The organism is Tessaracoccus sp. MC1679 (assembly GCF_014164775.1).
Lineage (GTDB): Bacteria > Actinomycetota > Actinomycetes > Propionibacteriales > Propionibacteriaceae > Arachnia.
The window spans coordinates 276,391-301,315 of record NZ_JACJGB010000004.1 but is presented as its reverse complement, the minus strand read 5'-3'; the positions used below and the strand labels follow the sequence as shown (position 1 = coordinate 301,315).

Annotated in this window: 13 protein-coding genes and 1 pseudogene; 9 read left to right on the top strand and 5 right to left on the bottom strand. The window is 68.7% G+C overall.

Annotation, left to right across the window (positions count from 1 at the left end; translation table 11 throughout):
• Positions 1 to 248 precede the first annotated feature (248 nt).
• Positions 249 to 1,469, bottom strand: a complete 1,221-nt coding sequence (locus H5398_RS08565) for an MFS transporter (RefSeq protein ID WP_182799718.1) — start codon at positions 1,467 to 1,469, stop codon at positions 249 to 251.
• Here H5398_RS08565 and H5398_RS08560 point away from each other — a divergent pair.
• Complete coding sequence (locus H5398_RS08560) at positions 1,438 to 1,857, top strand: VOC family protein (protein ID WP_220489263.1); 420 nt, start codon at positions 1,438 to 1,440, stop codon at positions 1,855 to 1,857. The genes H5398_RS08565 and H5398_RS08560 overlap by 32 nt on opposite strands.
• A 346-nt stretch (positions 1,858 to 2,203) precedes the next feature.
• Here the strand turns inward: H5398_RS08560 and H5398_RS08555 are convergent, their stop codons facing one another.
• Positions 2,204 to 4,420 carry a hypothetical protein gene (locus H5398_RS08555; RefSeq protein WP_182799717.1) on the bottom strand — a complete coding sequence of 739 codons (2,217 nt, stop codon included), beginning with the start codon at positions 4,418 to 4,420 and terminating at the stop codon, positions 2,204 to 2,206.
• Between the two features lie 769 nt (positions 4,421 to 5,189).
• Between H5398_RS08555 and H5398_RS08550 the strand changes: the two genes are divergently transcribed.
• Together H5398_RS08550 and H5398_RS08545 are read left to right on the top strand one after the other, a co-directional pair.
• Positions 5,190 to 6,161, top strand: a complete 972-nt coding sequence (locus H5398_RS08550) for a hypothetical protein (protein WP_220489262.1) — start codon at positions 5,190 to 5,192, stop codon at positions 6,159 to 6,161.
• An 88-nt stretch (positions 6,162 to 6,249) separates the two neighbouring features.
• Entirely contained in the window at positions 6,250 to 7,110 is an 861-nt protein-coding gene (locus tag H5398_RS08545; protein ID WP_182799715.1) for a hypothetical protein, read from the top strand.
• Positions 7,111 to 7,296: 186 nt separating this feature from the next.
• Here H5398_RS08545 and H5398_RS08540 read toward each other — a convergent pair whose 3' ends face one another.
• The 3 genes and pseudogenes from H5398_RS08540 to H5398_RS08535 all read right to left on the bottom strand — a co-directional run bounded on the left by H5398_RS08540 (position 7,297) and on the right by H5398_RS08535 (position 9,459).
• Positions 7,297 to 8,073 carry a phospholipid scramblase family protein gene (locus H5398_RS08540; protein ID WP_255443623.1) on the bottom strand — a complete coding sequence of 259 codons (777 nt, stop codon included), beginning with the start codon at positions 8,071 to 8,073 and terminating at the stop codon, positions 7,297 to 7,299.
• Between the two features lie 54 nt (positions 8,074 to 8,127).
• A pseudogene (locus tag H5398_RS17775) lies at positions 8,128 to 8,217 on the bottom strand (DUF2510 domain-containing protein); the annotation flags it as partial.
• 324 nt (positions 8,218 to 8,541) lie between these two features.
• Entirely contained in the window at positions 8,542 to 9,459 is a 918-nt protein-coding gene (locus H5398_RS08535; RefSeq protein ID WP_255443622.1) for a TM2 domain-containing protein, read from the bottom strand.
• A 17-nt stretch (positions 9,460 to 9,476) separates the two neighbouring features.
• On the opposite strand from H5398_RS08535, the gene H5398_RS08530 reads away from it, so the two are divergent.
• The 6 genes from H5398_RS08530 (at position 9,477) to pglZ (ending at position 24,839) form a co-directional block, all read left to right on the top strand.
• Positions 9,477 to 9,728, top strand: coding sequence for a hypothetical protein (locus H5398_RS08530; protein WP_182799712.1), 252 nt, complete (start codon positions 9,477 to 9,479; stop codon positions 9,726 to 9,728).
• Between the two features lie 152 nt (positions 9,729 to 9,880).
• Entirely contained in the window at positions 9,881 to 10,363 is a 483-nt protein-coding gene (locus tag H5398_RS08525; RefSeq protein WP_182799711.1) for a hypothetical protein, read from the top strand.
• Between the two features lie 268 nt (positions 10,364 to 10,631).
• Positions 10,632 to 14,873, top strand: a complete 4,242-nt coding sequence (gene pglW, locus H5398_RS08520; protein ID WP_182799710.1) for a BREX system serine/threonine kinase PglW — start codon at positions 10,632 to 10,634, stop codon at positions 14,871 to 14,873.
• Positions 14,870 to 18,430, top strand: coding sequence for a BREX-2 system adenine-specific DNA-methyltransferase PglX (gene pglX, locus H5398_RS08515; RefSeq protein ID WP_220489261.1), 3,561 nt, complete (start codon positions 14,870 to 14,872; stop codon positions 18,428 to 18,430). Before pglW ends, pglX begins: the two co-directional genes overlap by 4 nt.
• Positions 18,427 to 22,170: a DUF6079 family protein gene (locus H5398_RS08510; RefSeq protein ID WP_182799709.1), complete on the top strand. Its 3,744-nt coding sequence runs from the start codon at positions 18,427 to 18,429 to the stop codon at positions 22,168 to 22,170. Before pglX ends, H5398_RS08510 begins: the two co-directional genes overlap by 4 nt.
• On the top strand, positions 22,167 to 24,839 hold the full coding sequence (gene pglZ, locus H5398_RS08505) for a BREX-2 system phosphatase PglZ (protein ID WP_182799708.1): 2,673 nt from the start codon (positions 22,167 to 22,169) through the stop codon (positions 24,837 to 24,839). Before H5398_RS08510 ends, pglZ begins: the two co-directional genes overlap by 4 nt.
• Positions 24,840 to 24,925: the final 86 nt, after the last annotated feature.

The window sequence follows — 24,925 nt, the reverse complement described above, 5'->3', positions numbered from 1 at the left end:
ACGACAGCCGCTGCTTCAGCAAGCCTAGGGCTGTTCTTCCCCCGCGCATAGGGGCGCACTTCCCTCCGACGCCCGAACATCTCGCTCCCGTGGTGTCGAACATTCCGAGCCGTCGACGTGCACGGTTCCACCACGCGGGCTGAGCGGAGATGGGATGGTCGCCTGACGCGGAGAGGATCCCTCCGCTCGTATCATTCAATTGGCACGCCACGAAACAGATGCCGGCTCGCACCAGTAGTCCGGACCAGTCAACGGCTTGCTGAGCGCCTGGCCAGGAGGGTGAAGGGAATCGCTCCTGCGGCGATCGCGGCCGAGACAAGGTAGGACGCTGGGTAACCGGCCATGTCGGCGACCCGGCCGAGTGCGGGCTGGGCGACCACGCCGCCCGCGGACCCCATGAGCGAGTCGAAGGACAGCACGGTGGCTCGTTGACCCGACGGGATCAGGCCGTTCACGAGCGACTGCCTGATCGGGACGGTCAAGCCCGTGACGAGCGCCCATCCGGCGACGAGCGCCATTGCCGGTACCAGAGACCGGACGAGGCCGATGCCCACCAGTAGCGCCACGTTCGCGACCGCGCCCAGCACGAGGGCGTTCCAGGGGTAGCGGATCCACCGGCGGGCCGGCCCGGCGAGCAGGCCACCTGCAATCTGGCCGGCGGCGACGAGGGCGGCGGCGAGCCCCGCGATGCTGTAGGCGCCGGGGTCGCCGGCGAGCTCCAGAAGAAAGGGCTGCAGGGCATAGAAGACGTAGAGACCGGTCCCGGAAGTGAACACGGCGGCCAGCATCAGCCACCGCACCGGGGGGTTTCGCAGCCCGCCGTCAACCGACCCGACCAGCACCGCCCGGACGGCGGCCAGCGGCCGTGCAGCCGCGTCCGGCGTGAACCCCACATCGCGCATGGCCACCCAAGCCACCACGAGCGTCACCCCCAGCAAAGCCGCACGGTCCAAATAAGGAGCCCCGAGGTCCGTGGCCTGGGCCAGCACCCCACCTAGCACAGACCCAGCGAGCATCCCCACCCCTGAGACCGCCTGCGCCCGACCGAATACCGCGTCCAGCCCTTCGGTCATGCCGGCCGCCCCCAGGGCGTCAACGAGCCAAGCCTCGGTGGCGCCCGAGAAGAAGGTGAACCCCAGGCCGATGAGCATCGAAGCCACCACCCACCCCAACAGCGGCGCCCTCACCTGCCACATGACGAAGTAGGCCCCAGTCGAGGCCAGCAGGGTGACAGCGCCAAGCAGGAACGAGACACGGCGCCCGCGGGTGTCGGCGAACAGCCCGGTGGGGATCTCGAAGATGACCATCCCGAGGGTGAATGCGGCATTGGCAAGGAAGGCCTGCGTGTTGTCGAGGCCGGCGTCCAGGAGAAGGAGGGTGTTCACACCCCAGATGAACGACGCCGACAGCGTGGTGAGGAGGGTCAGGGTCAGGTAGGTGCGCTGCACCCGACGGGCGGCGCCAGTCATCGGTTGTCCTCCTCGAGACACGCCGATACCGACCCTGGCGGTTTCTGATCTGGAACAGGCTAGGGCGTTCTATGAAGGGGTGCTCCAGTTGACACCCCAGGACGACGTCCCTGAGGGCGCGCTGTACACCGCGGGGGCCAGCGCCTTCCTGGTTTACCCGTCGACCTTCGCGGGGACGAACAAGGCGACCTACATGTCGTTCCAGGTACCGTCGTCGGCCTTCGACGCCGAAGTGGCGGCGCTGCGCGCACAGGGGGTGACGTTCCTGACATTCGACCTGCCGGATGGCACGTGGGAGGACGGGGTCGCCTCGTTAGGCGATCAGGGGAAGGCCGTGTGGTTCGAGGACCCGGACGGCAACTTCCTCAACATCGAGTACATGGCCTAAGCCCCCGGCGTGCTCGAGTTCGCTGTTTCCCGAGACGGGCTAAGTCTGCCCATTTGTGCCCTCCTTGCAAGAGGACCCTCGTGTAAACGCTTCTTACAAGGGAAAAGGGGCCGTCAGCGAACTGACGGCCCCAGGGGGTGGAGGTGGCGGGAATCTCCCCCATCACCGTTTGACAACGTGTATCGCTCTGGCTGCGAGGCCAGGGACCACCTGGGTACCGCAAGAAGGCGCTGGTTCCGGCCCACTGAGAGTCGGCTATCCGGAGCGCTGCGCTGCCGGGCTCTCGAGTACCTCGACGAACGAGCCGAGTCGAGCCACAGGCCAGTGGGTACGTGAGTTTCCCCGGTCAGCTCCTCGTAACCTGGTCGCTCGAAGCACCAGCAGGTCCAGCCGGCGCAGCTGCCACGGCTCGCAGCGCCGAGGCGAGATCTTCTACTTCGTTCGGATGACCCAGCTCCACGCTCTTCATCATTGCCCGTTCTCCCTGGATCGCATGGAGATAGAACGTTCCCCAGTTCTTGCAGTCTCCACACCGTCGGCCAATAAGGTAGGGCCGAAGCAGCGCAAGGAACTCCTTCGAGTCCTTCTCACGGATGTATAGGCTGTCTTTCTCGACATCCGCGTGACCGACCGTGATCGTTCGAATCGGGACGATGGCATGGTCGCCCACAAAGGCGCGGTACTTGACGGTGTTGCGCCGTGCGATCCGATCCCAGTGCGAGTCGACGATCTCGACCAGTTCGTAATCGGACAGGAAGTTGAGGCCCTGCACGAGTGTCCGGACGTCGCTCAGTAGCTGCTCGGCGAGGGCCTCCTCATCTGCCGTCGCCACGGTGTGCGCCTCCTGTCTGCGGTAGGCGGCCAGACGAGCCACGGCTGCAGCGACATCTGCGTCGCCCTGGAACGTTCCGAGGCGAATCAGGAGTTGGCTATTGGTAATGCCGCCCCTCACCTTCTTTCTGACTTGCTCGAGAATCGTTGTCCAAGTTGTGAGGAACGTCATGTAATCGTCCGCGACACCAAAGAGGCGCGACTCCGGAAGGTCGATTCCTTCCTCTCGTGCAACAGCAAGTGCCAAGCAGCCGCAGAAGGCCAGTATGTGTTCGAAACCATGGCGTATCTCGCGGAGCGTCTCAGCGGGCTCACCCTTGCTCGCGATGGACTCGAGCGACCGCCAGCGATAGGCCACCGGGTATGGATACAGGGTTCGGACCCGATGGTCAAAGTCATCGACCCGTCTCGCTGCGTCCACTCTTAGGCGGCTGTCACGGCCTCGCTCGATGAGTGCTTCGCGCGCCGCTTTGGGTGACTCAAGCAAGAAGATGGAGTCGAGCCTCTTGGCAGCGTCTTCACCCCACTGCCTGAGCATTCGTTCGACCTCGACGATTGAGCCCACCGCGTTCAGGAGTGCCTCGTCAGCCACGGGCGTGTACAACCTGTCGAGGACCGATGGCGTCAGAGTGGACTTCGCGCCCCCCGCGGCTACGAGTTCCTTCGCCAGACCGGACCTGAGGTAGTGCAACAGCAGGAAACTCTCCGGCTCCGACATCTGCTGCTTCGGTCGCAACACCAAGACGTGCTGAAGTGCAGACACGGGCAGGTCCTCTTCCCGAATCTCGGCCACGCGCAGCCCGCCAGGATTCGTGGGCATGAACAGTGCTTGCATGACCAGGTCCCCGGCCATGAGCGACAGCGGCGGAGTCCTCGGTGGCTCGCTACTCGGTGCGATCTCAAGTCGGCCGCTCCGCGAGATCGAGCGACCCGTGACGAATCGACCATGTCCGATCCCTTGGTGCGCATTCCGGGGTCGAATCCGGCTCTCGGGGATAAGCAACTCAAAGCGTTCTCCGAGTGCCACACCGTCGCCCCATGTCTGAAGCTCCGCCTCTCGTGCACGCAGTACGGGGTCATAATGCCGATAGGTCAGCGGCGAGTAAGGGTCGATCTCACCCAAGTGCACGAACCCAGAGGCCTTGCTCCCTCCGCGCATGCGACGTAGCCGCTCAATTTCCTCGAGGACGACGTCAGCGTCTGGATCGTGCGGCACCCGAACGAAGCGGTTCAGCGGCCGATCTCCAACCCGCTCAGTGTGCACTACGATGAGCACCACGGTGAATCGCGGGTCCACGCCCTCAAGCACCTTGTTTGCCTCAAGGATGAACAGCGATCGGGTGTGCCGGAGCAATGCCTCACGCAGCCTGTCGGATCTCCTCTCGCCGACGATAGACAGCAGCGGAACCAGTATCCCAAAGGGATGCTCAGACAATCGAACGCGCTCAACAAGCTCTTGGCCCGGCATCGGACTTAGTGGCCCCCGATCCTGGACCCAGGTGGGAACGGCGAGCACGGCGCCCTGTGCCAACTGACGCTCAACAGCATCCACGAACTCCGCGCCGGACGACGCGAGCCTTTGTCCAGGGAAGGCCCAGTCCTCCGCACCCTGCTCAGCGATGACCTGGAACTCTGTCCCCATCGCTTGGCGAGCGACGCGCATCAGGAAGTTAGTCGGCACTAGCGGATGCCTCTCGCCAATGGGCTGCTCGTTCCGCACTTGGTTCACCATGCCTACATTCTGGCCCTTGGCGTGTCGGCCCATGTGCGACTGTCGGAGTGACGGTGCGGGGGTCAGGTCTGGTGCCAAGGGAGACGGGCCGTGTCTCACACCAGACAAGTTGTCGAGATGATCGACCGGGACAGATGTTCCCGACACACTGTTGCGGCGATCGAGCAGGGTAGGTAGTGGGTGGCGTTCGGGAACGTCCTCAACGTCAGCGCCGTCCTGTGGTCTCGCTGTTCCTGCCCTACGACGTGGAGCTGCGACGCATGTCGGCACCCAGCTCGAGATCGTGCGGCTGATCCCGTCGGGTGTGATGCCGAGAGGGCTCCTACGACGACCTCCAAAGCGTCCGTGCGATTCCTTCTGAGCGCTCGCGCGTCGCGCCACCGGCGGCGGCCTGTCGCGGGACGCGCCCGGAGGCGACCTGAGCGCAGCGCGTATCCAACGTGCGTGTCGAACTTGCGTCCGCGTGGTGTGTTTGTGCGGAACGCGGGCTGACTCGGCTGATGCTGGCGCTGGCGAGCCCGCTCGCCCACTTCTCGGCTGGCAAAGCCGGCTGCTCATCGGTGTACTGAAGGCTAGCCAGGCGGCAAAGCCCGGTAAGGAAGCCATCTCCGCCAGTCAGTCACTTGTGAGCGCGCTGAACACCCTTCAGATGCGGTGCGCGGCCGTTGGATCTTCAGCCTTCTCATGAGACAGGCTCGCGTGCCAGGATTCCTACAGAAGGCGAGCTGTGGGGGGCGACATGGAGGTGAGGGCGGTCTTCGAGCTGCCAATGCACGTCTGGGTGATGTGCGAAGCGCTCGGAGAGACCTTTCCTACCGGCCACGGCGGGCTGCGGTTCGACGTCGTTCTCCCCAAGGAGCATCCACCCGTTGGGTTGCCCCCTGACGTGCTTGGGCTCGCGTCACGTCCGGACCTGGCGGATGAAGAGGTCGTTTGGGTGCGGGAGTATGGCGCCTTCATCCCCGACTCGCTCAGGCCTGCTAGTGCGTTGCATCGCGTGGGCGTGACTCACGTCGCGGGCCCGACCTTTGACCACATCTCCTGGTTCACGCCCGAACATCAGCTCGCCGAATGCATTAACAACTGGTTCGACGACGTACGCACCTGGATTGAGATCGTGACCGGCCAGGACCTAGACCCGCATCACCGTGTCTACGATGCAGAGGTAATCGGCGCTGGGCTCACCTTCATCGAGCCACCCGAGGACGGCGCCTTGGGCCTCACCGTCACTACTCCTCACGTCCGTCCACTGCGCGCGCTAGAACTAGCTCGCGTCCTCGGGCTCGTCCGCGAGGGCAGAGAGCCGCCCCTCGAGGAGGTCTTGAGCCGCGATGCTCGAGCCGCGCACCGACGTAACGCCAACCGCCGCGCGATCATCGACGCCGCCACGGCCGTCGAGATCGCACTCGGTCGGCACGTCCGGGGTCTGGATGATCAACTCCCTGAGGCGCAGCGAAAGCGCATTACCGAGCGCACCGCGCTCGGCGACTACATTGCGATCGCCGAGCAATCCGGGCTGCAGTTCATTATTCCCATTGACCGCCTGCGCTGGCTGAGCCACTTGCGCAATGACGCTGCTCACCGCGGTGCTGCACCAAGCAATTGGGACGCGGGTGACGCCGTACAGGTCATGATGGACTTCCTTGGCGCTCACGGCCTGTTCCGCCGAACAGGCGAGAGCGAGACTGATGGCGGGGAGTGGGTCCTGGCCGAGCCCGAGGTCAACAACGAAGCTCCCTAGCCAGCACGGAGGGGTCCGAATCAGAGGGCGGCGCGTCGCCCAACTGAGGCCTCTCTGCTTCGCGAAGCCCCTAGCCTCGATCTTTCATGTGGGGCTGGCCTCGACGGAGACGTATCTCACACAGGATCTGGAAGCCGTGGAGGAGGGTGGTGTCGACGGGTTGATCCGCCTACTGGAACTCGCGCGCGGCGACCTGACTGTGCGCCCTGAGGACTTCGCCGGAACCAGCATGGGTTCTCGGTTCTACCCAACGCTCTTCATGCGGACCCGTGTCTTGAAGGCACGTGACTTCGGCAGCGGTGTGCCTATTTCGAGCGCACTGCTGGGAAGACTCAACGGACCGCAGGTACATCACATCTTCCCCAAGGCCAAGCTCTACGCGGCTGGCTACCCGCGCGGTCAGGTCAATGCCATCGCCAACTTCTGCCTCATCACACAGGACACCAATCTGCAGGTGAGTGACGCCGACCCGGCCGCTTACATGCCCGAGATCGAGTCGCCATTCCTCGCAGCCCGCCGCGACCTACTCTCAGCTGCTGCAAACTCCCTTCTCAAGAGGCTGCGCTCGGGCCAACTCGATCCTTCTCTGGTCGGTCCCGAACCGGTGGAGAGCCAGTACCCCGTGGTCGTCGGCGACGACGACACCGCTGATAGCCGCACCCAGGACATCGACGCTCTCGTCCAATGGCTGCTCGTGCAGGGCTATGCGGAGCCGGAGCGGGACCTTGAGATCGTGCACCCGGACACAGGAAGGGTGCTGTCCATCGCGGAGGCTATATGGCCACACGGGCTCCAAGAAGGACTGGGCGAAGGGGTGGTCCTGGAACTGGACGAGGACGGCTTCGACGAGGACGGCCTCGCCGCATTGGGGTTCCGCGTCTTCATGTCGATCGCGTCACTGCGCGAATTCGTAGAGAGGTCGACTACCGCTGGCCCATCCTCCACCTAGCCAGAGCCCAAGAGCCCGCGGGTCCAGGTTGAGGCTGGGATCATCCGGGTCGTACACGATTGGATCCTGCCAACTGCCTCAGGACCATTCACGTGGTCAAGCGAGCCACCTCGACGACGCCGTCGCGAACGCTCTCGAATTGGACTGCTATCCCCGTGCCGCACAAGGCCGTCCGTGACGACAGACTTACGGACCGTACACTCTCCGGGTTCGTCGCTCTCGCTTTGCGTGGTCTTTGTCCGGGTCAGCTTGCTGAAACAAGATGTCAACTACCACCGCTGCCGTGACTACAAAACTGAGCATCACAAAATCCGATCCGGACTGCAGGATCTCGACCACATAGTTGTCCGCCCTGGTCCTCTTCTCCGCGGCCCCACCTGCCCAAGTTCGCTTGATCGAAGCGATCCTCTCACCGGCAGCATTCTCGATATCGGCCTTGAAGGTGTAGCCATCTCTAAAAGCTAGACGCCCGATTAATTCTTCGCCAACTTCGAAGTCGATTCTCCTGCTGAAGATGCTGTTCCTAGAGAAGCGCCCGATCTGTTCACCATTCGGTCCAGCGAGCATCACTTTGGGCCTGGCCATCTTCGCAGGACGATCCAGAAGGTAGATCACGCTCCCCGCATTGTCCACCACCTCAAGTGTTCGCTTTCGGCTCTCTGTAGTCTGGAATGTCACCATAGGAAGCAGGAAGTTGTAGCCTGTCTCGCGAATAATTCCGAGCTGTCGCCCTTCGCGATCAAAGATCGCGTACTCAGCACGCTGTTCGTAGCGCTTTGGCACTTGATTGATCACCAGCACGCTCTCTGTCAGTATCGTTCCGCTGCCTTGCCGGCCCGTGCCCTTTGCCCCCACCTTTCGAGATTGGCGAGCGACCTTCCTGTTTCGGCTTCCGTGGCCTATCTCGGCTTGAAACACGGTTGATGGGGCGATGGCAGGGTTTCTGGCCGATGAGACGTTCATGGACGACATCGGATGATGGAGCGGATCTACTGACTGCACGTTCTGAGTTACCACGTGAGAGGTCCACTGATGGCCATCCCAGTACCGGAGGTCATGGCGTCGGGTGGGATCTGGGTACCAGTTTCGCGGAGCTTGCGTGGCCATGGGCCGAGACTACCGGCCCGCCCAGGACCCGTGGCGCGGATGGACCGGGCCATGGCGCCGCGGGGTGCTTGCCAGGATCTTCGAAGAGAACAGCAAGTGACCGAGCCGGTTCGCTGTGAATGCCAGCGCCCGTCGAATCGAAGGGGCGCTTCACTGGAGTGGCCGAGGTGTCTCTGCGGCCCTTCGTGGAGCTGGAAGAGGCAGGGGGCAGGTCTCTTGGGCGGTGTAGCGGGAGTGGAGCGCGGAGGACGTTGACTGCGGTGTACCGCGGACACCGAATCGAGCCGACTCAGGGGGCGGGATGGCCAACAGTGGGCCTGAGGCCTATCGCCCCTCCGTCCTGAACGGATCAAGGAGTCCATCAACGGAGACCTCGAACACGAGGCCCTTGAGCGCGTTGACCTGCCTGACGTTCTCCAGCACCTGGTCGTCCACAGCCGCCAAGGCTGCCTGCACCCCCTTGATGCGCTTGTCCGAGTCCTCCCACAGCCGAGGGTTGGCGAGGATGTCCAGCAGATAGTCGCGATCGACGGCAGCTGCGATCCTCCCGAGCTTGTCCTCGTATTCGGTCTGCGCAATGCCGCGCTGTGACTTGTTGGCTTTCCCCTGCAGACGCCTGAATAGCTCTCCGGCGTTGTTGATAAGCGACTCCAGCCGGCTGACCACCACGGCTGCAGTTTCGTCGCCGGCTGCTGCGTGCGGTACATACTCTTGCCGCAGCGAGCTCAGCTTGTCCAAGTGCGCCTGGATCGCAGGAGGAACTGGGGCATCCTCGAGTGCTGCAGCTTCCAGGTTGCGTCGCCGCCGGCCATTTAGAAACTGGCGCCCCACCACGATGGCAGTGGCCAGTGCCCCACCCCCCACGATGCTCCAACCCACCGCTGTCAAGCCATTGCCGTCGTATGACGCAAGGCCCACCAGCGCCACGAAATTGAGCGCCAACGCACCGGCCAAAACGGCACCTAGCACCTTCCATACAGTCTTCTTGTGCCGGTCATATCCCTCTAATCGAAGGCCCTCATTATCGCGTTGGCCCCCGAACAGGGTGATCACTAGGTCAATGATCCACCAATACCCGAACCCGCCCAATGTGAGCAGCTTCCACATCGCCGAGCGGGTCTTGCCGAGATAGAACCGATCCGCTCCAAACATTCCGAACAAGCACGAGAGCAACAGCGCAACTAGGTAACTCCTCTCGCTTTCGGGGATCGCGTGGTCCGAGGGCCCTGCTGGAGCCCGCATCTGGGCAAGGTGACTGGGTGGAGGAGACGCTTGCTGGGCCGGAAGAGGCGAAGGCCATGCAACCCGTGGCGGCGGAGGATGATATGAAGGAGGGGGAGGCGGAGCTCCGCCGGAGAACGGTGGTGGCGGCGGAGGCGGAGATGCGCCAGGGAATGGTGGCGGTGGAGCGTTGGCCGGCATGGTACCCCTCAGCTGATTCGGTCGGCTACTCTGACGCCATTGTTCCGCAGGAACTCCAGCCGTCAACTGCGCTACTGACGGAGGGATGACGCTTCATGTTGACGATACCTCTTGGCCAGCGTCTGCAGGTGCTCGACCGGGTCCTCGTGAACCGAGGCCACCGATAGACTCCCGACAATCGCGGCAGCGTGATTCCTCTCGAAGGGACTTGCACATGATTCGCCAAACTCTCACCCTCACGATGGTGGCTCTCACATCACTGAGCCTCACAGCATGTTCGGGGAGCACGGCCGCCACGATCCCCCAGACGACACCAGTTCCTGCTGCAACTACCAGCTCGGCCGCTGCTGCCGCTTCCACGAACCCAGCAAACGACGCGGCCGCGGAGCAGTCCATCGCAAACGCATGCCTCAGCATGGCCGGACCGATCACAGATGCCAGCGCCGCGATGGCTGAGATCGCCGCAGTCTCCACGGATGACCCTCAGAGTGCGGTGGACGCATGGACCACGCTCGTCGACCTCTACGGTTCGGTCGCGAGAACGGTGACGAACCTCGAGGTCAAAGAGGCTGCTACCGCAGTCCAGCAGGACCTCACCACCCTGAGGGACGCCATGCACAAGATCTACGTGGATGGCGACATGAGCGTGATGGGTGAGTTCACAACTGCCACAACGGCGTGGCAGGCCTCGCAGACAGCCCTGAATGAACTCTGTGCGGGCTGAGTTCTCCCCAGCACCCACACGCCGATCACACAAGTGGGCCCTTCGCATGCGTGCCCGAACCTCGCGTGATCCGTGATTGACGGGTTCAGGCAGCAGACATACGTCTTCCCACCCCGCCAGCGGCTCACGCTTCTGGCCCCAACGGCCCTCGCACGAGGGCCGATTTTGTTCCCCCACCCCACCCCGCGACCCTCCCAACCCCGCGACCCTCGACCCCCTAACTGGCTAGAGTGAACCGGACACACACCAAGCCAAGGGGGGACTGCGCGTGAACGACCGGTGGGTTGAGGTCACCCCATCTCAGTTCGCCCACGAAGCCGAGGGCCTCCGCGTCGTCCGCGACCTCCTCCCCCCGCGACCCCCCTTCCGCGCCTGGACCAACTTCGAGTTCCGCGACGACCGCGGCACCTGGTCCGAGGTGGATCTCCTGCTCCTCGCCCCGGACGGCCTCCACCTTGTCGAGCTCAAGTACTACTCCGGCCGCCTCCGCGGCGACGACCAGACCTGGCTCCGCGACGGCCACGCGCCGGAGGACTCCCCCCTCCGCCTCGCCAACCGCAAGGCCAAGCGCCTCCGCTCCAAGCTGATGCGCACCTACGACGACTGGAAGCGCGGCCGCCGCTTCCAGACACCCCCGCCGCCGGCCCGAGACGTCATCCCCTTCATCCACGAGGCCGTCTTCCTCCACCACCCCAACCTCACCGTCGAGCTACCGGAGCAGGACCGCCGCGACCTCTACGGCCTCCCCGACGACGCGCCCCGCTCAGGCCTCGCTCCCATCACAGACCTGTTCACCGGCACCCCACACCCCGGAACCACCATCAACGAGCCGGTCATCGCCGAGATCATCAAGATGATCGGGCTGCGCCCCCACAAGCGCGAGGCGGGCAGTTTCGTCCTCGACGGCCAACCGCTCGAGGACGGCCCCGGCTGGCAGGACTGGCTCGGCACCCACAAGCTGCTGGGGACCCGCCGTCGCATCCGCTTCCGCACCGTCGCGGAGGGCTCCCCCGACGAGGCCCACCGCCGGGTGCGCCGCATCGCCGAGCACGAGGTGCGCGTGATGCAGCACCTCTCCCACGACGCCGTCCTGCGCCCCGAGGACTTCGTCGATTCGGAGCTCGGCCCCGGCCTCGTCTACCCGTACGACCCCTCCTGGCAGCGCCTCGACCTCTGGCTCGCCGGCCTCCCCAAGCCGCTCGGCTTCGACGACCAACTCGCCCTGGTCCGCCTCGTCGCGGAGGCGCTCCAGTACGCCCACGGCCGCCACGTGGTGCACCGCGGCCTCAACCCGCGCGCCGTCCTGGTGCGCGCCGCCCGCGACGGCCGCCTCCACGTCAAGGTGGGCGACTGGCAGGGCGTGGGCCGTATCGACGAGGCCACCTCCACCGAGGCCACCCGCGGCGTCACCCAGCTGGCCGACGTCCTGGCCGGCGAGGTGCCCACCGCCGAGCGCTGGGCGCGCGACGCGTTCACAGCCCCGGAGGGCGTCCAGGTGGGCACCCCGGACCGGCTCCGCCTGGACGTCTTCTCCCTCGGCGCCCTGGCGTTCTACCTCGTCACCGGCGGTCAACTCCCCGCCCGCACCCGCGCGGACCTCACCGCGCGCCTCCGCGAGCAGCAGGGCCTCGACGTCTCCGTCGAGCTGCCCGAGGTGCCGCCGGCGCTGCGCGAGGCCATCCTCCAGGCCACCCGCCCGCAGGTCTCGGAGCGGCTGCCGGACGTCGGCGCGTTCCTGGCCGCCCTCGACCAAGCCGCGACACCCCCGCCGGAGGAGGTCACCGACCCCCTCGACGCCGGCCCCGGCGCCCTCCTGGGCGGCCGCTTCGAGCTGAAGAGCCGCCTCGGCGCCGGCTCCACGGCGGTGGGGCTCCTCGTCATTGACCTCGCCTCCGAGGACCACCCCGAGCGCGTCCTCAAGGTGGCCGTCGACGACGCCGCCGCCCGCCGTCTCGACGACGAGGCGGAGGCCCTGCGCCACCTCACCACCCCGAGGGTGGCGCGCCTCTTCGAGGGCCCCATCGACGTCGGCGGCCGCAGCGCCCTCCTCCTGGCCAGCGCCGGCCGCGAGACCCTGGCCACCCGCCTCGGCAACCGGGAGCGCCTCTCCCTGGACTACCTCGAACGCTGGGGCATCGACCTCTTGGAGACCGTCGTCGCCCTCGACGACGCGGGGGTCACCCACCGCGACATCAAGCCCGCCAACCTCGGCCTCCAGGGCAAGCGCGGCGCCAAGGACGACCGGGCCATGCACCTGGTCCTGTTCGACTTCTCCCTCACCAAGGCCGCCGCCTCGGACATCCAGGCCGGCACCCGCCCCTACCTGGACCCGTTCCTCAGCACCCGCCGCCAGTACGATTCGGCCGCCGAGCGCTACGCCGCCGCCGTCGTGCTGTTCGAGATGGCCACCGGCCACCCGCCCGTCTACGGCGACGGCCTCTCGGATCCCGCCTCCATCCAAGACGACGCCACCGTCGTCGCCGCCGAGTTCGACCCCTCGGCCGCCGCCCACCTCACCGACTTCTTCACCCGAGCCCTGGCCCGGAGCGCCGCGGACCGCCACGACACCGCCGCCCAGATGCTCCTGGACTGGCGCGCCTGCTTCCCGGCCAGCTCCGTCGCGCCCGCCAACGCCGACGAGCTGGCCGAGAAGGCGGACGAAGACACGCCGCTGGCACAGTCGGGCCTCACCCCGCGCGCCGTCTCCGGACTGGAGCAGCTGAAGGTGGCCACCGTCGGTGACCTCGCCCAGGTGGACCTCGTCCGCCTCGCCCGCCTCCCCGGCGTCGCCGTCGCCACCCGGGAGGAGATCAGGGGTCGCGCGAAGACCTGGCGGGCACGGTTCCACCGCAAGGACCGCAGCTGGCGCGTCGTCGACGGCGCCACCCCCCTCCCCGCCCCGCACGATTGCGCCGACCTGCTCCTGGGCGCCGCCCGCCAGGGCAAACAGGACCGCGCCGTCGAGCTGGCCGCTCTCCTCCTCGGAGTGCTCGGCACCTCGGATCCCAACGCCACCCAGGCAGAGCTCGCCGCCGCGCTCACCCCGCCGGTCACGCGGGCCCGCGTCAGCCAGCTGTTGGGAACCATCCAGGAGCGTTGGGCCTCAGACTCTGCCGCGCTCACCCTCCTCACCCAGCTCACCGGCGCCGTGGACCAGCGGCTCGGCGAGCTCGGCGGCGTGGCCACCTTCGACGAGCTCGCCCGCCACCTCATGTCGCTGATGGTGGCCGGCCCCTCCCCCGACGAGGCCACCCACCTCCGCCTCGCCCAGGGCCTGCTGCGCTGCACGATGGACCGGGAGGCCGCCCGCGAGCGCGCCGAGGGACCCGACACCGTAGAGGACACCGGCTGGTTGCTGCGCCGTCGCGAGGGCAGGCCGCTGCTGGTGGCTGTCCGCCACGACCTCCTCGACGTGGCCGAGGCCCTCGCCCGCCGAGCCGATTCACTCGTCGACGAGACCGGGGGAACCGCCGCCCTCGTCCCGGCCGCCCGCGCCGCCGAGCAGCTCGGCGCCGTGCTGGACCAGGCCACCCCCGCCCGCGCCGCCGCCCCCTACGACGACCTCCGCGAGGGCCACCGCCTGGCCCACCTCGCCGCACTGGTCTCCCAGCACGCTGGGGCCTCCGCCGTCGGCGAGCTCCACCACCGCAGCCTCTCGGCCGAGGCCGCGCTGCGTTACGCGCTGCCCGCCGTCGTCCCCGGCCAGCTGTATCAGCCTAGCGAGCTGCGCGAACGCGTCCAGGCCCGCTTCCCCCAGCTGCCGCCCATGCCGCAACGCCCCGCGCTGGACGCCATCGTCGACGCAGCCGGCCGCGGCCTCCGCCACGACGACGCCGCCCGCGGCTACCGCGCCCCCGTCGCCGCGGGCAAGGACACCACCGGCCTCGACTCGCGCCTGGCCACCACCCTCGGCACCACCCCGGTGGCCACCGGGCCGGGCGCCGTCGGCCAGCGCCTCCTCGACAGCCGCAAGGGCCGCTCGTTCATCGCCCTCGGCGTGGAGGCCGCCCTCCAGGACCGGCTCGCCGGCGTGCTCACCACCCACTTCGACGCCGTCGCGCTGGACCTCACCCACACCCTCATGGACGCCCTCCACGCCACCGCCGCCCACGCCGGGCTCAGCTGGGCCGTGGTGCTCGGCGCCGACGCCGACCAGCCCGGCACCCGCGCCCACACCGGCCTCCGCGCCCTCGTCGAGCGCTCCCTGCCCGCCGTCGCTGCAGCGATCGACGAGACCCTCACCTCCGCCGGCGGCCGCCCCGTCGCGCTGCTCGACGCCTCCCTCCTGGCCCGCTACGACGCCCTCGGCCTGCTCGCCGGCTGGATGGACCTCTCCACCCCGCGGCCCACCGCCGTCTGGCTCGTGGTCCCCCAGCTGCACGGCAACCTGGGCCCCATGGTGGACGGCCACTCGCTGCCGCTCACCGCCCCCAACCAATATGTGTCGGTGCCGCGCGATTGGATCAGCACGCACCTCGCCACTCCCGTCCCGGAAGGACACCCCGCGTGATCAGCCCCGCCGCCCTCGTCGCCGACCTCAAGAAGCAGGTGCTTCTCCTGGAGGACGACCTTCGGCAGCGGATCACCCTGCCCGAATACGACGGCGAGTGGCGCAGCGAGCACGCCGCCGCCACCTCCGGGGACCGCACCGCCGCCACCTACACCGCCTGGGCCGACGACCGGATCACTCAAGCCGCCGTCTCCTGGGTGCTGACCACGGTATTCGTCCGCTTCTGCGAGGACAACGCCCTGCTGAGCCCCGTCTGGATCTCCGGGCCCGCCGAGCGACGGCAGGAGGCGCTCGACGCGCAGCTCGCCTACTTCCGCGCCCACCCCGAACACACGGACCGCGAATGGGTGGAGCAGGCAATCGCGCACCTCGCCGCCACACCCGCCACCGCCGGCCTCGTCGACGATCAGGCAATGCTGCACACCGCCTCCCCCTCCGGCCAGGCCGTCACCCGGCTGCTGGAGTTCTGGCGACGGCGCGGCGACGATGGCGCCCTGGTCCACAGCTTCACCGACCCGGAGCTCAGCACCCGCTTCCTCGGCGACCTCTACCAGGACCTCTCCGAGCACGCGAAGAAGACCTACGCCCTGCTGCAGACGCCCGAGTTCGTGGAGGAGTTCATCCTCGACCGCACCCTCGAACCCGCCCTGAACGACCGCCCGCTCGACGGATTCAAGCTGATCGACCCCGCATGTGGGTCAGGCCACTTCCTCCTCGGCGCGTTCCGCCGCCTCCTGGCCCGGTGGGAGAAGGAGGGGCCCGCGCTGGGTGCCCGGGAACGGGTGCAGAAGGCGCTCGACGGGGTGTGGGGGGTGGACATCAACCCGTTCGCCGCCGCGATCGCGGTGTTCCGGTTGACGGTGGCCGCGCTGCAGGCGGTGGGCCACACGTCGCTGGAAACCGCGCCGGGGTTCACCATCAATGTGCTGGCCGGAGACTCGCTGTGGTTCAGCCGCGTCAAGGAGGGTCTCTTCCAGGCCCAGGGCGAGTTCGCTTACTCTACGGAGCACAAGGAGGCTCTGATCGAGACGCTTCGGAGCGGTCAGTACGACGCGGTCGTCGCGAACCCGCCCTACATCACAGTCAAGGACAAGGCACTCAACGCCGGCTACCGTGAGCGCTTCACCCACTTGAAGGGCAAGTACCAGCTCACCGCCCCCTTCATGGAGCTGCTGTTCGCGCTCGCCAAGCGAGGCGACGGCGCTGCTCAGGCTGGATGGGTGGGCCAGATCACGTCGAACGCGTTCATGAAGCGTGAGTTCGGCACACCGATGGTCGAGGACCTCCTTGCCGCTCTCGATCTCAGACTGGTCATCGACACATCGGGGGCATACATTCCTGGCCACGGCACGCCGACGGTCCTTTTGGTCGGCCGTAACGACTCACCCGTCCTATCCTCGGTGAGAGCGGTCCTGGGGGTCGAAGGAGAACCGGGCCGTCCCGGCAAGCCTGACGACGGCTTGGTGTGGCGCTCGATTGTGAGAGGCCTCGACCAGCCCGGTTACGCTGACCGGTGGACCAACGTGGCCGACCTTGAAAGACGCTCGTTGGATCGACATCCCTGGAGCCTGTCTGGAGGTGGTGCTCTATCACTACTCGAGCGTCTGGAGAGCAATCCGCGCGGACGCCTAGGCGCGTTCGCTCTTCGAATTGGCATCTTCGGCGTAATGGGCAGTGATGACTCGATGATGTTGCCGGGCCACGTGAAGGGACAGTTGCGCCTGGAATCAGCGGCGACAGCTCCATTGGTGCTCGGCGAGGCCGTGCGGGACTTTCGAGTTGCGGCAACTACCCAAGCGTGGTTTCCATACAGCGAACAGAACGAATTGTTGCCCATGGACAGGTTCCCGGCGTGGGCCAAACGCCTTTGGAGTACGCGGACTGAACTGGGTAACCGTGCCACGTTCTCCAAAGGAACGTACTTCACCGACGGGCGGCCCTTCTACGAGTGGCACCAGCTGCCTAGAGACAACGGCTCTCACGCCTGGACCATCACGTTCGCCGAAGTCGCCACGCACAACCATTTTGTCCTCGAGCGCAACCGCGTTGCCATTGGGAGAACCGCTCCCGTGATCAAGCTGCCGGCCGGCGCCACTGAAGGCGACCACCTCGAACTTCTGGGTGTCCTGAACTCTTCGACGGCGTGCTTCTGGCTCAAGCAGAAGTGCTATCCCAAGGGTGGCGACCCAGTTGGCCAGGATGGTGCGCGCGTGTCGCAACAGCCCTGGTCCGACCGCTACCAGTTCAACGGGGCGAACGTTCAGGACTTCCCACTCCCCAAGACGCTGCCACTCGACCGTGGCCGGGTGCTGGACGACCTGGCGCAGGAGCTGTCCAGGAACCAGGTAGAGGCGCTGATCGCGTCGAACTCACCCACCGCCGACCTGCTGGGCGAAGCGGGGGCGGCGCAGTCCTCGCTTCGCGGGCGGATGATCGCGCACCAGGAGGAGCTGGACTGGGAGGTGTATGCCTCGTACGGGCTGCTGGACGAGGCGATCGTGTACGCCGGGGAGCCGCCGGAGGTGAGGCTCGGGGAGCGGGCGTTCGAGATCGTGCTGGCCCGGAGGATTGCGGCGGGCGAGGATGAGACCACGTGGTTCTCCCGGCACGGCTCCACCCCCATCACCGAGATCCCCGGCCACTGGCCGGCCGCCTACCGCGACCTGGTGCAGCGGCGGATCGATGCGATCGAGCAGGTTGACGCCATCCGGCTGTTGGAGACCCCCGAGTACAAGCGGCGGTGGGCTACCGAGCCGTTCGCCAAGCAGGCGGACCGGGCACTGCGCGGCTGGCTGCTGGACCGGTTGGAGGAGCGGTCGTTATGGTTCACGTCGCAGGGGCAGGTGCGTCCGCAGTCGGTGGGGCAACTCGCCGACGCGCTGGGTCGGGATGCGGAGTTCGTCTCGGTCGTCGACCTGTGGCAGGGGCGGCGCGATGCGGACCTGGTCGCGGCGCTGACGTCGCTCGTCGAGAGTGAGGCGGTGCCGTACCTGGCGGCGTACCGGTTGAAGGATTCGGGGCTGCGGAAGTTCGCGGAGTGGCAGCGGACGTGGGAGCTGCAGCGTCGCGAGGATGCGGGTGAGAGTGTGGGGGCGATCCCGGTGCCGCCGAAGTACTCCACGGCCGACTTCCGCAAGACCGCCTACTGGTCCGACCGCGGCAAGCTGGACGTGCCGAAGGAGCGCTTCATCCTCTACCCCGGCGCCGGGCGTGAGACCGATCCCACGCCGCTGCTGGGTTGGGCGGGGTGGGACCACGCGCAGCAGTCGCTGGCGTTGGCCACCATCCTCGCCGAGCGCACGGCTGAGGGCGTCGACGACGCCGCGCTGGTGCCGTTGGTCGCGGGGCTGGCGGAGGTGCAGCCGTGGGTGGAGCAGTGGCACTCGGCGATCGATCCCACGTTCGGGGTGAGCCCGGCGCAGTTCTCGGGTGAGCAGCTGCGCGACCATCTGGCGTCGCTCGGCCTCACCGTCGATGACCTGGCTGCGTGGCGGCCGGCGGCGGCCACGCGCGGACGCCGCGCAACCAGCGGTAATGAGAGGGAGGGAGCGCGATGAGCGCCCTGTTGCGGGACATCTTCACCATTCCGGAGACCACCAGCACTGCCGATTACGTGTTGCGGCTCACCGAGAGCGTCGACGAGGCTCACCTCGCCCGAACCCTGGACGATTACGTGGTCACCGAGGAGCTCGCCACCGCGTTCGACAGGGCGCTGGGCGTGGTCAGCGACGCGATCTCCGCCAACACCAGCAAGGGCGCGTTCCTGACCGGTTCGTTCGGCTCGGGCAAGAGTCACTTCATGGCCGTGCTCTACGCGCTGCTTCGGCAGCACCCGAAGGCGCGGGCCATCCCGGAGTTGGCGGGCCCCGTCGCCCGGCACGACCCGCAGCTCCAGGGGCGGAAGGTGCTGCCGCTGACGTTCCACCTGCTGGGGGCGCAGTCGTTGGAGCAGGCGCTGTTCGACGGCTACCTCCGCCAGATCGACGAGCTGCACCCCGGCTCCACCCCGCCGCTGCTGCACCAGACCGCCAAGCTGCTGGAGGACGCGGACTCGCTGCGGGCCCGGATCGGCGACGAGGGGTTCTTCGGTGGCCTCAACGAGGGCACCGAGACGGCGGACGTCTGGAGCGGGGTACTCGGCGGTGCCGCCACCTGGGACGCGGACAGCTATGATGCGGCTCGCGCGGCGTCCGCGCAGGACCGCCGTCGGGCGGAGTTGGTGAGCGCCCTGCAGGAGCGCTACTTCGCCTCCTACAGCCGGCACGCCTCCCACATCGGGCTCGACGAGGGCCTCACCGCCATCTCCGCGCACGCCCAATCGCTGGGGTACGACGCCGTGGTGCTGTTCCTCGATGAGCTGGTGTTGTGGCTGGCGTTCCGGATCCGCGACCACGCGTTCTTCGGCGCCGAGGCGCAGAAGATCAGCAAGCTGGTGGAAGGCGGGCAGGGCGGGCGCCGCATCCCGTTGGTGTCGTTCATCGCCCGCCAGATGGACCTGCGGCGGTGGCTGGCCGATTCGGGCGCCAGCGGTGCGGAGCAGCAGGCGCTGGATCAGGCGTTCCGGTTCCAGGAGGGCCGCTTCCCGGAGATCCGGCTGGGCGACGACAACCTTCCCTTCGTGGCCAACAAGCGCCTGCTCACGCCCCGCAGCGACGAGGCGGCGCGCGAGATCGACCGCGCCTTCGCCACGCTGGACCGTCAGGCCGAGTCCTGGGACGTGCTGCTCGACGGCGTCAACACCAGCGACCGGCACCGCGGCGCCGACGCCCGGCAGTTCCGGCTCACCTACCCGTTCTCCCCCGCCCTGGTCTCAACGCTGCGGTCCCTGGCCGGGGTCATGCAGCGGGAACGCACGGCGCTGAAGGTGATGCAGCAGCTGTTGGTGGACCGCCGCGACGCGCTCACCATCGACGACGTCATCCCCGTGGGCGACGCTTTCGACCACCTGGTCACCGGGGCGGCGGGCGATCAGCCTCTCGACGAGGCCTCGGCCGCCCTGTTCCGGGCCGCGAGCACGCTGTATCAGGAGCGGCTGCTGCCGATGATCCTGGAGCAGTACTCGCTGACCCCGGCGGACTTGGCCGATTCCGCGCCGCTGCCTGCGGGCGCCGTCGGGGATCTACGGCTGGCGAAGACGCTGCTGCTCAGCGCCGTGGCGCCCAACGTGCCCGCGTTGAAAGGGCTGACGGCGGGGCGGTTGGCGTCGCTCAATCACGGCTCCATCCGCTCCCCCCTGCCCAACGGTGAGGCCGCCGTCGTGCTGTCCAAGGTGCGGCTGTGGGCGGGGCGGGCCCCTGAGATCCGGGTGGAGACGGAGGGCCGCAACCCGCTCATCACGGTGGGGCTCTCGGACGTGGACTACGAGTCGGTGGTGGACCGGGCGCGCGGCGAGGACAACGACGGGCGCCGTCGGGACCTGATCAAGAAGCTGGTGGCCGAGGGCTTCGGGCTGGGCTCGCTCGGGCAGCAGGACCTGCTGGGCGCCCACGCGCACCGGGTGGTCTGGCGCGGCACCCCCCGCACGGTGGACCTGGTGTTCGGCAACGTCCGTGACGCCGGCTGGCTGAGCGACGACCACTTCCGCGCCCGCCCCGACACGTGGCGGTTCGTCATCGATCACCCCTTCGACGAGCCCGGCCACTCCGCCTCCGAGGACCTGGCCCGGATCGATTCGATGCGCGCCCGCAACTGGGACGAGCGCACGATCGTGTGGCTGCCGCGGTTCTTCAGCCAGGAGCGGATGCGAGACGTCAGCCGCCTGGTGAAGCTCAACTACCTCCTCGACGGCGCCGGCGACCGGTACGCCCAGCACGCCGACCACCTCTCCGAGATGGGCCGCATCCAGGCCAAGACCATCCTGCAGTCGCAGCGTGATTCGCTGGCCCACGCCCTGCGCCGGGCCATCCAGGTGGCCTACGACCTGGAGTCGCCGCTCGGCGCGAGCGACGTCGTCGGCGACGCGTCGCACCCGGAGGTGCTCGCGTCGCTGACGCCCAGCTTCACCCCGCGCCCGCCCGCCGGGGGCACGCTCAAGCAGGCGTTTGAGCACCTGGTGCGCGAGGCCTTCTCCGCCACGTACCCGGCGCACCCGCGCTTCGAGCCCGGCGACGAGGAGATCCGCGTCCGGGAACTGGCCGCCACCTACGGCTACATCGAGCAGGCTCTGGCCGACCGGGAGAACCGGGTGCCGCTGAGCTCCGACGCGGCGGCGGCGCGGAGGATCGCCAACCCGCTGGGCGTCGGGAAGGCCGCCGAGACCCACTTCCTCATGGGGGACGAGTACTTCTCCGCCTGGGGGCCGGAGTTCGAGCGGCGCCTCGGCGCCCGCGACGCGGACAACAACGGGCCCGTCCAGGTGGGCGAGGTGCGCGGCTGGATCTCCGCGATGGAGCCGCAGGTGGGCCTGACGCGGGAGGTGGCGGACCTGGTGATCCTCGCCTGGGCGGCGCTGCGCCGTCGGGCCTGGTTCCACCACGGAGCCGCGATCCCCGCGCCCAAGCCGGGTGCGGTGCGCGACGAGATGGAGCTGCGCGTCCAGCCGATGCCCACCGAACAGGAGTGGGCAGACGCCACCCGCCTGGCGGGGGCAGTGTTCGGGGTGCCCGCCACCGCCCACGCCACGCCGGTGGCAGTGGCCAACCTCGCCGACGCGGTGCGGGCAAAGGCCCTGGAACTCTCCGACCCCGCCGCGCGCCTGGTCACCGCCCTGGAGGGCGCCGCGGGCAAGCTGCGGATCGACGGGGGCCGCCCGGCCCACCGGTTGGCCACGGCGCGGGCGGCGGCGGAGCTGTGCGACGCGCTGCGCGGCCTGGGCGGGCTGCCGCTGATTCGCCGGCTCGCCGCCGCGGAGGTCGCGGAGCCGACGACGATGGGGCGGTCGCTGTCCTCCGCTTCTGCAGTGGCGGGGAGGGTGGGGGCGTACGAGTGGTCGCGGTTCGAGCCGCTCAACGCGGGTTCCTACGGCGAAGGCCCGCGGGCCGACGACGCAGCCGCGATCCTCGGCCGGCTGCACGGGGCGCTTCGCGCGGACGAGTTCGTCACCCCGCTGGCGCCGGCGCTGCAGAAGGCCGAGAGCGACCTGTTCCGGTGGCTGGCGGATGGCTCTCCCGTCCCCGCCCCGGCCCCCACTCCCGTCCCGGCGCCCGAGCCCAGCCCGGAGCCGGCACCTCGGAGGCCCGCCGCGGGGCGGGCGCGGATCCGCGGGTCGCGGGGGCTGCGTGAGGTCTCCGAGGAGCTACAGAAGTTCGCCGCTGAGCACCCCGAGGCGGACGTCGTCGTCGAGTGGCGGCTCGAGTGAGCGTCGAGGTCGCGGCGAGCGCGCCGGTCACCCCGGCGATCGCCCGCGCCTTCGTCGACTACGCCCGCCAGAAGAACTACTCCAAGGGCGTGATCGGCGTGCGGGCACGGCCCGAGGCCACCCGCGAGGCGAGCTTCCAGCACGGCGCGCAGCAGGTGCGGATCGTGCCCGCGGGCTCCGCGCTGGCCATCCGCGAGGCCATTCGGGCCGCCGACCCCGACGGCTGGCTGGTGGTGGTCACCGACCGCAGCGACGCCGACCTCGGCGCCGGCCTGCTCGCCCACTTCCTCTGGCAGCGCCTCCGCCACCCCGACCCCTGGCAGGCCGTGCAGCAGGCGTTCGCCGCGCACAGCGTCGACGCCCGCCTCCTCCAACTGCCCAACGCCCGCGAAGTGGCCTCCGGGCTGCTGGAGCTGGCCCCCGTCGACGGCTGGCCGCCCGCCCCCGCCGGTGTTCTCACCCGCGACCACGCGCTGGCCTCCGCCGCCCGCGCCGAGCTGGGGTTGCCGCCGGGGCCGGTGGATCTGATCGCGGTCCTGCACTGGTCCACCGACCCGGGGCTGCCGTCGCAGATCGCCCGGCTGCGTCCGCGCGCCGGGGAGGCCACCGTCGATGCCCTGCTGGAGTGGGTGGCCGACTCGTCCGGCGAGGCGAAGCCCGTGGTGGCGTCGCTGCTGCGGAGCGGGACGGTGACGGATCTGGTGCCGTTGGGTGTCGCGGTGGACTGCCTGCTGGCCGCCGACGCGCGGCACGACGCCGAGCTGGCGCTCGCCCGGCTGCAGCACCGCTGGGGCGACGTGCCCCGGGGCGCGCTGGCGGCGGCAGGGCGATTGTCGCGGATCGTGCTGTCCGGGCTGCTGGGCGGCCGGGCATCAACGGAGTCCGCCCGGCGGCTGCTCGCCCACGCCGACGACCTCATGGCCGAGGCGCAGGCCCAGCACCTGGCGGAGGGGTCGCGGCTGCTGCGCTCCGGGCTGACCCGCCGGCTGCGGGCCTTGGCCGCGGTGCTGGACCGCGGCGCGGGGGCTGACTCGGCCGAACTGGGGAACGCGTGGGCGCGGGTGACCGAGCACGAACTGGTCGACGACGACGTCCGCGTGCCGCCCACCCGGGCGGCGGTGCGGTTGGCGCGATGGCTGGAGGCGGCTTCGTCGGAGCTGGCTCCGGAGGGGCTCGCTGGGCTGGCCGGGCGGCATCTGCGCGTGGACGCATGGGTGGACTCGGCGGTCAACGACGCCGAGACCGGCGTGGACGAGCCGGTGCTGGCGGCGGCGCTGGAATCGGTGCTGGCGGCGGTGCAGGAGCGGCGAGACGCGCACGATCTGCAATTCGCCGCCTCGCTGGCGCGGGACGGCTGCGAGGAGCAGCTCACCGGGGTGCTCGGCCTGGAACAGGTGCTGCCGAGCGTGGTGGTGCCGCTGGCCAGGCAGTACCCCACGCTGCTGCTGGTGCTCGACGGCATGAGCGCCGGCGTGGCCACCGAGATCATCGCGCACGCCACCTCCGAGCTGGAGTTCGGGATGGTGGAGTGCCTGGTGCCCGGCTCGACGGCGCGGCAACCCGCGCTGACCGTCCTGCCGAGCGTCACCGAGTTCAGTCGGGCGTCGCTGCTGGCCGGGCGGTTGACGAGCGGGCAGCAGGACGCCGAGCGCCGCACGTTCGCCCAGCACGCGTCGTCGTTCGGGCTGGGTGAGGCGCCGCTTTTCCACAAGAAGGGCCTCGACACCGGCCGCCAAGGCTTCGCACTGGCGGACGACGTGCGCCTGGCCATCGGCGAGGTGGAGCGGTTCCGGCTGGTGGGCTGCGTGCTCAACACCATCGACGACGCCCTCGACCGCACCGACCCCGGCGGCACCGACTGGACCGCCGAAACGGTCAAACACCTGGGACCGCTGCTGCGCGCGGCCCGCGCCGCGGGGCGGCTGGTGGTGCTGACCAGCGACCACGGCCACGTCGTCGAACGCCGGCGCGGCACCCAGCGCGGCGTCGGGATCGGTGGTCGGTACCGGGCAGCCGGTTCGCCGGCGGAGGCGGACGAGGTGCAGGTGTCGGGGCCGCGGGTGCTGACTCCGGATCACCGGGCGGTTCTGGCCGTGAATGAGCGGCTTCGGTACGGGCCGCTGAAGGCCGGCTACCACGGGGGTGCCGCGCCCGCGGAGGTGGTTGTCCCGGTGGCGCTGCTGGCGCCGTCGACCCTGACCCACTCTCTGACCGCCGCCCCCGTGGCCGAGCCCGAGTGGTGGGAGGTCACCGCGCCCGTGCGGGCCGAGGTCGTCGCGGCGGTGGTGGAGCCGGTGCCGGCGGACGTGCCCCAGCCCGACCTGTTCTCGGCGGTGCCCGAGCCCCCGTCGCCCGGGGGTGCGGGGCGCGCACTCGTGTCGTCGTCGACGTACAAGGCCCAGAAGAAGCTCGTGGGCCGTCTCGCGGTATCCGATGACGCGGTGTCGACGCTGGTCGAGGCGCTGACCGCGGCCCCGGACCACCGCCTGAGCGCCACCCGCGCGGCCGCCCTGATGAGCGTGCCGCCGAACCGGGTGCCCATGGTGATGAGCCAAGTGGGGAAACTGCTGAACGTGGAGGGCTACCCGGTGGTGGCCACCGACCCGACCACCCAGGCGGTCACCCTCGACGTCGCCCTCCTGGCCGAGCAGTACGGAGTGCGCGCGTGACAGGGCCCCAGCCGGACTCGAAGCCGGATGCCGCGTCCGGAAAGGCGCGAGTCTGGCATCCCCTCTGCGAGTCTGACGGGACGGAC